This window comes from Flavobacterium sp. (assembly GCF_035760125.1).
In the GTDB taxonomy this organism is placed as follows: domain Bacteria; phylum Bacteroidota; class Bacteroidia; order Flavobacteriales; family Flavobacteriaceae; genus Flavobacterium.
In genome coordinates this window covers 1-9,539 of record NZ_DASTTN010000087.1, presented here as the reverse complement: position 1 = coordinate 9,539, position 9,539 = coordinate 1, and the positions used below count along the sequence as shown (strand labels likewise).

Annotated in this window: 11 protein-coding genes and 1 pseudogene; 6 read left to right on the top strand and 6 right to left on the bottom strand. The window is 31.7% G+C overall.

Going from position 1 to position 9,539, the window contains the following annotated elements; translation table 11 throughout:
• Together VFS71_RS03630 and VFS71_RS03625 are read right to left on the bottom strand one after the other, a co-directional pair.
• On the bottom strand, window positions 1-798 hold a 798-nt coding region (locus VFS71_RS03630; RefSeq protein ID WP_326399425.1), incomplete at its 3' end, for an ABC1 kinase family protein.
• Entirely contained in the window at window positions 798-1,457 is a 660-nt protein-coding gene (locus VFS71_RS03625) for a TetR family transcriptional regulator C-terminal domain-containing protein (RefSeq protein WP_326399424.1), read from the bottom strand. The genes VFS71_RS03625 and VFS71_RS03630, both read right to left, overlap by 1 nt.
• Window positions 1,458-1,576: 119 nt before the next feature.
• Here VFS71_RS03625 and VFS71_RS03620 point away from each other — a divergent pair, with 119 nt between their 5' ends.
• Entirely contained in the window at window positions 1,577-2,494 is a 918-nt protein-coding gene (locus VFS71_RS03620) for a TIGR01777 family oxidoreductase (RefSeq protein WP_326399422.1), read from the top strand.
• Here VFS71_RS03620 and VFS71_RS03615 read toward each other — a convergent pair.
• The 4 genes from VFS71_RS03615 to rmuC all read right to left on the bottom strand — a co-directional run bounded on the left by VFS71_RS03615 (window position 2,491) and on the right by rmuC (window position 5,493).
• The gene (locus VFS71_RS03615; RefSeq protein ID WP_326399420.1) at window positions 2,491-3,030 is read right to left on the bottom strand and encodes a YceI family protein; all 540 of its coding nucleotides are present in this window, start codon (window positions 3,028-3,030) and stop codon (window positions 2,491-2,493) included. The two genes, VFS71_RS03620 and VFS71_RS03615, sit on opposite strands and share 4 nt — an antisense overlap.
• A gap of 164 nt (window positions 3,031-3,194) precedes the next feature.
• The gene (locus VFS71_RS03610; RefSeq protein WP_326399418.1) at window positions 3,195-3,743 is read right to left on the bottom strand and encodes an acyl-CoA thioesterase; all 549 of its coding nucleotides are present in this window, start codon (window positions 3,741-3,743) and stop codon (window positions 3,195-3,197) included.
• 4 nt (window positions 3,744-3,747) lie between these two features.
• Window positions 3,748-4,113, bottom strand: a complete 366-nt coding sequence (locus VFS71_RS03605; protein WP_326399417.1) for a 6-phosphogluconate dehydrogenase — start codon at window positions 4,111-4,113, stop codon at window positions 3,748-3,750.
• Window positions 4,114-4,119: 6 nt separating this feature from the next.
• Window positions 4,120-5,493: a DNA recombination protein RmuC gene (gene rmuC, locus VFS71_RS03600; protein WP_326399416.1), complete on the bottom strand. Its 1,374-nt coding sequence runs from the start codon at window positions 5,491-5,493 to the stop codon at window positions 4,120-4,122.
• A 181-nt stretch (window positions 5,494-5,674) separates the two neighbouring features.
• Here rmuC and VFS71_RS03595 point away from each other — a divergent pair, with 181 nt between their 5' ends.
• From VFS71_RS03595 to VFS71_RS03575, 5 genes and pseudogenes are all read left to right on the top strand, one after another.
• Entirely contained in the window at window positions 5,675-6,541 is an 867-nt protein-coding gene (locus tag VFS71_RS03595; protein WP_326399415.1) for a protease complex subunit PrcB family protein, read from the top strand.
• 91 nt (window positions 6,542-6,632) lie between these two features.
• On the top strand, window positions 6,633-6,956 hold the full coding sequence (locus VFS71_RS03590; protein WP_326399413.1) for a hypothetical protein: 324 nt from the start codon (window positions 6,633-6,635) through the stop codon (window positions 6,954-6,956).
• A 19-nt stretch (window positions 6,957-6,975) separates the two neighbouring features.
• On the top strand, window positions 6,976-7,521 hold the full coding sequence (locus VFS71_RS03585) for a sigma-70 family RNA polymerase sigma factor (protein ID WP_326399412.1): 546 nt from the start codon (window positions 6,976-6,978) through the stop codon (window positions 7,519-7,521).
• Between the two features lie 32 nt (window positions 7,522-7,553).
• Window positions 7,554-9,290: a hypothetical protein gene (locus VFS71_RS03580; protein WP_326399411.1), complete on the top strand. Its 1,737-nt coding sequence runs from the start codon at window positions 7,554-7,556 to the stop codon at window positions 9,288-9,290.
• 148 nt (window positions 9,291-9,438) lie between these two features.
• Window positions 9,439-9,539 (top strand): annotated as a pseudogene (locus VFS71_RS03575) (pseudouridine synthase); the annotation flags it as partial.

The following is a 9,539-nucleotide window of genomic DNA, read 5'->3' as shown; positions in this document are numbered from 1 at the left end:
ATAAAAATCCCATAAAGCTTGTCCGAGTTGGTTTCCTAATTCGTGATTTTCGTTTTTGGCGGTAAATTCAGAAAGATGAATTCCTGTCATCCAGTCCATCGTAATAATTTTCTCGGACGAGAACTCGGGATAATATTCGGGGAAAAGTAAATGCTCAATTTTTTTGCAAGCGGCAACTACTTCTTGACTTTGTTGGAGTTCAAGAAGATAATTGGTTTCCTCAATCAATTTGTCTTCAACTTCTTTAAAATACTTATCAGAGTCTTTGCCTTGCAGATTAAACATTCGGATAGCAATTGGTTTTACAAAGGCCAAATCGGATGAAATACTATTGGCAACACCAGGATATTGAATTTTTACGGCTAGTTTTTTTCCGTTTTTTACAGCAATATGCACTTGACCAATACTGGCCGCATTAACTGAATTGGGATTGAATTCATCAAAAATTTCGTAAGGGGTTTTTCCCAAGTTGGTTTTAAAAGTTTTCAAAACCAATGGAGCCGAAAGTGGTGGCACTGAAAACTGAGACAATGAAAATTTCTCCACATAAGCCTGTGGCAGAAAACTTTTGTCCATACTGAGCATTTGAGCGACTTTGAGTGCACTTCCTTTTAAACTCTTCAAACCATCGTAAATGTCTTCGGCATTATTTTCGTTGAGTTTGTCCCGAGTCAAATCAGAATTGACCATTTTTTCTCCATAATATTTCAAATAATTCACACCTACTTTGGCGCCGGTGTGTACCAGTTTTGAAGCTCTTTCAATTTTGGAAGTTGGGATGTAGTCTATCGTTTTCATTATTTGTTGTTTATTTTTTCTTTGAAAATAAATTTTCCAAAATCAATTAAGCTGTCAATAGGTGTAATGTCTATTAATTCAAAAGAAACTTTGACCGATTTTTCAATGTAGATATCCGTTTTTTCAAAAGAAGGGGATGAGTCTTCTATCCAAAATTTTAAGGTTAACAGGAATTGAATCCAAAACGATTCTGTTAATACTTTTTCTTGGTATTGCTGAAGTTTTTCAATCTTAATGCGGAAATCATCTGTAATTATTTCGGAGATATAGTCTTTGAATTTATTTCTAAAATCGGATAAAAGCATTAGGTTTTTCAGTTGATTTTGGTGTTGTTTCAAAGTCATGACTACGTAACTTCTATTGGCAGTAATTAATTCGAAGAAAGTAAAATAAAAACTCAAGAGTTTGGTTTTCATATCGTAACTTTCGTAATTATCGTCTTTCTGCAATAGCTCGATTGTTTTCTCAAAAAAGGTATTGAATATTTCCTTTTCGATACTTTCCAGTGTGCCAAAAAAGGTATAGAATTCGGCTTCTGTAAAACCATTTACTTTTGAAAAATGAAATACAGACTTTGGTTTTTCATTATGTTCTAAGGTATGGTTCATATACATTGACAGAATGAGGTCTTTGGATAAAATTATTTTTTTAGTTGCCATGTTTTCAAGTTTTATTAGTTTATAAAGGTAATAACGTTTAACTTATTATTAATAATGCTAAACAAAACATTAACTTATATTTGTATAGTCATAATTGATTGCCCCTAATTTATAAAGTAATGAAAAAGAATGTTTTAATAACAGGTGGAACTGGTTTTATCGGGAAGTATCTAACAACAGAATTGTTAAAAAAGGGTTATTCAGTTTCAATACTTTCAAGAAGCAGTAAACCCAATATCAATGGAATTATATACTATATTTGGGATGTTTCAAGTCAAAAAATGGAAGAAGCGGCTGTACTCAATGCCGATTATATTATTCACTTGGCAGGAGAGAATATTGCCGAGAAAAAATGGACTTCCAAAAGAAAAGAAGAAATTAGGGATAGTAGGGTACAATCAGCACAATTGATTTACTCTGTTTTGAAGAAGCATAATAAAAAGGTTGAAGCTTTTGTTTCGGCTTCAGGAATAGGTTTTTATGGTGCCATTAACGGAGAAGGCATTTGCACTGAAGACACATTGCCTGCCAATGACTTTATTGGGGAGGTTTGCCAAGAATGGGAAAAAGCAGCCGATTTGATGGCTGGTTTAGGCATTCGCACCGTAAAAATTCGCACAGGTATGGTTTTGGGGAGAAATGAAGGGGTATTAAAGAAACTTGTCCCTATTTTTAAAAGAGGATTAGGAAGTGCTTTGGGATCAGGGAAACAATATATGCCATGGATCCATATACACGATTTATGTATGATGTATATCGAAGCAATTGAGAACGAAAAGTTAGCTGGAGCATACAATGCTACTATCAATGATAGCACTTCCAATTTATCTTTCTCCAAAGCATTGGCAAATTCACTTGGGAGTTCAATGTGGCTCCCGAATGTTCCAGCTTTTTTAATCCGAATAGGAATGGGTGAAATGGCAGATATTATTTTAACAGGAAGAAGAGTCTCTTCGGATAAAATAAAAAAACTAGGCTTTAGGTTTCAGTTCAAAAACCTCAAAAAGGCATTGAAAGATTGTTTGAAACAAGTTTAGTTTAAAATGCAATCGATTTGAGTATTTACATTTTTTGAGATTTTGGCAATGACAATACTTGGAATTTCAATATTGAAGTCGTCCGTATTTAATGTGAAATGAGAAGTTATCTGTATTCCATTATTTACTTTTTTAATTTTAGCATTTACAGTAATTAGTCTGGTTTGACCATGGATTGTTAATTTTCCTTTTATCTGAAAATCTTTTTCAGTTTCGGTTACAATTTTTAAATCAAATTTTTCGATAACTCCTTTAAAAATAGCTTTGGAATAGCGATCACTTTCCATATAATTGCTATTGAAATGTTCTTTCATTAAATCTCTTTTGAATTGAAAATTTTTAATGACAGCAGTAAAGGTAATTTGGCTTTTGTCTGGAATTAGTGTACAGTCAACGGCATCATTTTTTGCTTCAACGGCTTCAAATAAAGGCACAGAAGCTTCGAAGTAAATTGTGCATTTTGAGGTGCTTAATTTTTCTTGAGCACTAATAGGGTATAAGACAAAAAACAAAACTAATAGAGTAAATTTTTTCATAATTCTTTCTATTAAAGGTTTAACCTAAAGTTACGTTTTTTTTTGCGACAATACTCTTAAAGTTGCGCCAAAAAAAAGCCAATATCAAAAGATTAATTCTTCTGATATTGGCTTTTTTGAATGGATTTTCAGTAAGTATTATGCTTAGAATCTTAAGAAAAAAACTAATCCAAATTGATTTGAATGTTGTATTTTTTTAGACCTTCTAATGTTTCTTTTGAAGTGTAATTGAATACTTCTTCGTGTAAGTCACGTTCCTTTTTTAGTGCAATTTGTTTTAATGAATTGCAAAAGCGTTTTACGTCTTCAAAATTTGAGAGAATTAAACCTGGCACTGCCATACTATTACCCTCGTTGTCTTTGGCGACCATTGTGAAATAGGAAGAATTGCAATGTTTTTTATAGCCTGTTTGAATGTTCTCGGCTTCTACTCGAATCCCCACAATCATTGAACTTTTCCCAACATAATTAACAGAGGCTTTCATTGTTACGAGTTCACCTACTTCGATAGGTTTCAAGAAATTGACAGTATCTACCGAGGCTGTAACACAATAATTTCCGGAAAATTTGGACCCACAAGCAAAGGCTATTTGATCCAGAAGTGATAAAATATAACCACCGTGAATTTTTCCGCTAAAATTTGTATGTGAAGGTAACATTAATACCGAAATACTGACATGAGATGAAGCAACTGTTTTGTATATTTTCTCCATAGGTTTAGTTTTGGTTAAAAGGGGATTTTTCTTTTTGTATTGTTTTGATAAAATATCTGGTTTCTCCCCACCAGAAAAAGGTTCTGTATTTTTCTACATAAGTAAGTTTGACATAATGTCCCTGCAAAGTCTTCATTTGTTCAATCACTTCTTTGTCGCTATCCAAAACAGAAAATTTGAAAATTTGGGCTCCAGAAATTCCTTGACTCAATTCGCCTTCCCATGTTTTTACAACAATACCTTTATGACTTAATCGAATTAATTCTCCAGACCGAATCCCTTCGCTGACAGGAACGTAATAGATGAACGCAAAATAACTTAGAAAACCAACTGAAATTACTATTATAATAAAGGCAAGGACTTTTTTCATTTTGTCTTAATTTAAAAGTGAATTATCATCGGTTTCGGCTCTTTTCAAAATATTGTCCGGAAGTGCTTTTTTAGCTTTGGCACCCATTTTTTTAAGTTTTTCAACGCTGGTGATAAGGTTTCCTTTTCCGTCCACCAGTTTATTCATAGCGCCTTGATATTCCACTTTACTCTCGTCTATTTTTTTTCCAATTTTTATTAAATCGGCGACAAAACCTTCAAATTTATCATACAATGCACCCGCTTGTCGTGCAATTTCAAAGGCATTTTCCTGTTGTTTTTGGTTAGTCCACATACTATCAATGGTACGTAAAGTGGCCAATAGGGTAGATGGGGTAACAATTACTATGTTTTTTTCGAATGCTTTGTTGTATAAGGTGGTGTCTTCATTAAGCGCTATAGCAAATGCAGGTTCCATCGGTATGAATAATAAAACAAAATCGGGGCTTTCTATTTGGTATAGATCCTGATAATTTTTATTTCCTAATTGTTCTACGTGAAGTTTTATCGAATTGACATGCTCTTTTAAATAACGGTTTTTTGTAGCTTCATCATCATCTTCGTTGATGTATTTTTCGTAGGCAGTCAAAGAAACTTTAGAATCGACAACCATCTTTTTTCCGTCGGGCAAATTGATAACAACATCTGGAAATACTCGATTTCCATCCTCTGTGGTATGACTTTGTTGTACTTCGTATTCACGCCCTTTTTCTAGTCCCGATTTTTCCAGTACGCGTTCTAGCACTAGTTCGCCCCAATTTCCTTGCATTTTACTGTCACCTTTCAAGGCTTTGGTCAAGTTGATAGTTTCCTTGCTCATTTGAATATTCATTTCGCGTAAACCCAGTATTTGTTGACGCAAAGCGGCATGATAATCAATGCTTTCTTTGTGGGTGTCTTCGACTTTCTTTTCGAATAACTGAATTTTATCTTGCAATGGAGTCAAGATATTTTTCATGTTTTCCTTGTTTTGCTCGGTAAATTTGTTTGATTTTTCGTCTAATATTTTATTGGCAAGGTTCTCAAATTCTTTGGTGAATTTTTCTTGAAGTTTTTCAACTTCTTCTTTTTGTTCTTTGTTGCGCTCCCAAAGATTTTCAAAGTCAACTTCTTTTTTTGAAAGTTGAATAGCTAGACTGTCTTTCTCGTTTCGGATGTTTTCCTTTTCAGAATTGGATAATTCCAGTTGTTTTTCAAAAGTGTTTTTATCGAGTAAAAATTGCTCTTTTTGTTGGCTGAATTGCGAATTCAAAGCGATTAATTTCTCTTCCAGACTTACTTTTTCCGATTGGAATCGTGCCGAAAAAATGAGTTTACCAATAAAGATACCAATTGCTAGGGCAATAATAAAGACCAATAATAAAGGAAGAATTGTTAACATAGAATTTTATTTTAAAAAAGTAAAAGTACGCATTAATACGTAGTACTTAATTTTAAAAAATGAAATTTCACGAATTATTCTAAATCTAATACTAAACGAACAATTTTATTTTTTTTAAGATTGCAACGCAACCTTTTTATTTGCAAGTCATCTTTATTATATAACCCAATTTAAATATAATATGAAGAATTTAATTTCGATCTTGTTTGTTGCTTTAAGCTTTTATTCGTGTACTGATATTTCTGATGATAACGTGCAAAATTGCGGTAGTATTACCAATGTAGCTTATGAGAGTTTTAGCTATTGTGGTGTTTTGAAAGAAAACCCAAAACAATATTCTTTTGTGATTTTAAACTCAAGTGAAGATGTGCAAAAAATATTTACAACTTGTCAAACGGTCGATGTTGCACTGCCGGATTTTACTCAGAAAAGAATATTGGGAATTTATGCTGGACCAAAACCAACAAGCGGATATGCCATAAAAATTCAATCGGTGGTTGAAGATGATTGCCAAATAGTTGTTGAGTATTTAGAAAAAGTACCTAAAAAGGATGAGGTTGTAACTACTGTTATAACTTATCCTGCAGACTATGTGATACTTCCAAAATCAAACAAACCTATTTTATTTAAGGAAGTAAATCAAATTAATGATTATGTTGTTATGGGGACTTATTTTGGAGAATGTTCTGGGACTGATTGTCAACAGTTTTTTAGAATAGAAAACAACAAAGTACTTCATTACCTAAAAGTGAATTATGATTCTTATGATTTTAATCAATACAATTATAAAGCATTAGGTTTTAAAGATGATTTTGCAGCTTTTCTTTTGAAAATTCCTACTGAAATTAAAAATTTGAAAGGGCAAACAAAAACATTTGGTTCACCTGATTCTCATGATCAAGGCGGTATTTATTTTGAATGGAGCCAAGGCGGTATTGTGACTAAAATATATTTGGATGCAGATAATTCAACAGATCAAACGCAAAACGTTATCCTCTTTAAGAAAGTAATTCAAGATAAAATAGCGGAATTGAAAACTAAATCATAAAAAAGGTTTGTTATCAAAAAAAATGATAATTTTTAGATAATAAATCGGAATTGAATCTGTAAAACCAGTATCAATATTTAATACTTGTGAAATGAAAAAAATAATTTTTATAAATCTTATAGTTTTTACTTTTTGTTCCTGTGCTAATGATGATACTGGTTTTGATTCAAATTCCAAAAAGGAAATAATGAATAGTTGGGCCTGGAAAATTTTTATTTTTACAGATGAAGGAGAGTTTACGCCTGTTGGGACAGCCAAAAATAAATTTGATAATACTACGAAAGTAAGTCCTATTTTTGTAGATGATGTTTTGGAAATTTACAGTAATGAAGATTTGTTCTTGAATAATCAAAAAGAAGCATTAAATGACCCAATTGTCTTTGCCAATTTTAATTTAACTAAAAGAAAAAAATAACGAGTTTAAAACCTATTTCTTGAAAGAAAACATAGAACTATATATAAAAAAGTGTGTCGAGAACGACCGGGAAGCACAACTGAAAATTTATCAGTTGTTTTCTCCTATTTTATACGGACTATGTCTTAAATACATGCGAAATGAAGATGACGCCAAAGATGTTTTTCAGGAGGCTTTTGTAATTGCTTTTCAAAAAATGGGGCAATACAAATTTGAAGGTAGTTTTGAAGGTTGGATCAAACGAATCTTTATTAATAAACTGCTGGAAACACTAAAGAAAAAGAAAAAAGATGTACTCTTTCTAGATGTTTTTGATACCGATGTGATTGAGGAAGAAGAATTAGAGTTGGCTCCAATTGAACAAGAGAAGCTATTGGAATACATTCAAGAATTACCAGATCAGTACCGAATGGTTTTCAATTTGTTTGTTTTCGAAAAAATGAAACACAAAGAGATTTCAAAGTTGCTTCAAATTTCAGAAGGCACATCGAAATCTAATTTGAATAGAGCCAAGAGTATTTTGAAAAAAAGAATTTTGGTTGTATTAAATTGTAAAACAGCATAATAAAATACCACATAAGTAAATAGAAACAAGGCATGAAAAATAAAGAAGCAAAATCTATTTTTTCTTCATTGGAAAACTACTCCAGTATTCCACCTCCCGAATTATGGGATAAAATTGAAGCGCAATTAGATGAACCTAAAAAGAAGAAACGCGCCATCATTTGGTGGTCGATTGCTGCTAGTTTAGTAGTTGGACTTTCTGTTCCAACTATTTTGTATTTTAATGCCAATCGTGGAAATGATCTTGAATTGAATGTGGAAAATAAAGTGAATGGAGTTGTTTTACAAAAGAATTCAAATGAGAAAAGTAATAGTACTCTGAAGGACAATAACGCCAAAAACAAGCATGATAAGTTCAATAGTAAAGGAATTAAAAATGAGGATTTAAATAGTAATCAAGTAGTGACAACAACCATTTCGAATATTTCTTTTAGAACAAAAGATTCTCCAAAACTTAAAAAATTGAATCAATGGAGAATCAATGGAACGGTTCAAACTGTTAAAAACGAATCACAATCGAATGCAATAGCTTTAAATCAAAATTCAAATATTACTAAATCTGAAATATCAATTGATAAATCAGCTCAAGTTGGTAATTCAAATTCAAGTAAAAACGCTACAGTTAGTAATCAAAACAGTAATATTTCAGAAGCGAACAAGAATAAAGTAATTATAGATAATTCAATTTCAAAATCTGAATTAGTAATTGACAAATCAGTTCAAATCAGCCAATCAAATTCTAGTGCTAAATCTATAGTGAATAATCAAAATAATAATATTTCAGAAGGAAACAAGAATAAAAGAATTGGAAGTAATACCATTTCAAAATCAGTGATAGTAATTGATAAATCAGTTCAAGTCAACCAATCAACTGATAGTAGCAAATCTATAGTAAGTAAGCAAAATAATTCCGTTTCTGGATCGAGCAGCAATAAAGGGATTACAGAAAGCACAAGTTCAAAAGATTCGTTGAACAAAATAAAATTAGAAGTTGAACAATTAGAAAAGGCTTTAGTGCAATTGGATAAAGACAAAACAAAGAAAAAAACGGTTTCTGAAAGTATCAATAAATGGTCTCTTCAGGTTTTTGCTGGTGTTATGAGTTCCCAAAATTATAATAATGAAAAAGCATTAGGCTACACTGTGGCTTCACAACAGTCTAATGGCTACGGTGTGAAGACCAATTATAAATTGAATAAAAAATGGGGCGTAAGTTCGGGTTTTAAAATTAACGAGCTGGGACAAAAAATTGCTGGTGTTTCTTATTATGATAAGCAAAACTTGTATGGAGCTGTTTCCGGTTCACTTCCTCTTGCCAACGATAACTATGTGCCTAATTCATCAACCAATTATCAATTTGTGTCGATTTCAAAAAATGAAGAATATTTATTTTCTTCCAATTCTAAAAATGAAAGTGGTCTCGAAAAAGGTGATGTTACACAAAATTTGAAGTATTTCGAAATGCCATTGGAGGTTTCATATGCTATTTTGAGCAAAAAGAAAACCAATATTATTATGAATACTGGAGGTTTTGTTGGGAAGTTAATTTCTAATGATATTGCTTTGAATGGAAGTTCAATTGGGGAAAATAAAAATGTAAATGAATATGTTTACGGTACTTTATTAAGTAGTACTCTACAATATGAACTCTTTAAAAAGACCAAATTTTTCATTGAACCTGGAATGAATTATTACATCAATCCATTAGAAAATCAATCATTCAATCAATTTCAGTTGATGTTTAATGTAGGACTGAATGTTTCTTTTTAGAATTGGCTAAAGAATAACTCTGTAATAAAATTTACATCAAAAAAATCCGTTGCAAGCTTTTGTGTTTGTAGCGGATTTAATTGTTTTAGAAATAACTTTAATTAATGGGTTAACAAATTTATCTTTGCCTTTTCAAAATAAAGCCAGAATGTCTCACCATCATTTCATACTTCACAAGCCGTACGGTTATTTAAGTCAATTTATTTATGAATTGAAGCGCAAGAAAAAGCTCTTGGGAGAATTATATGA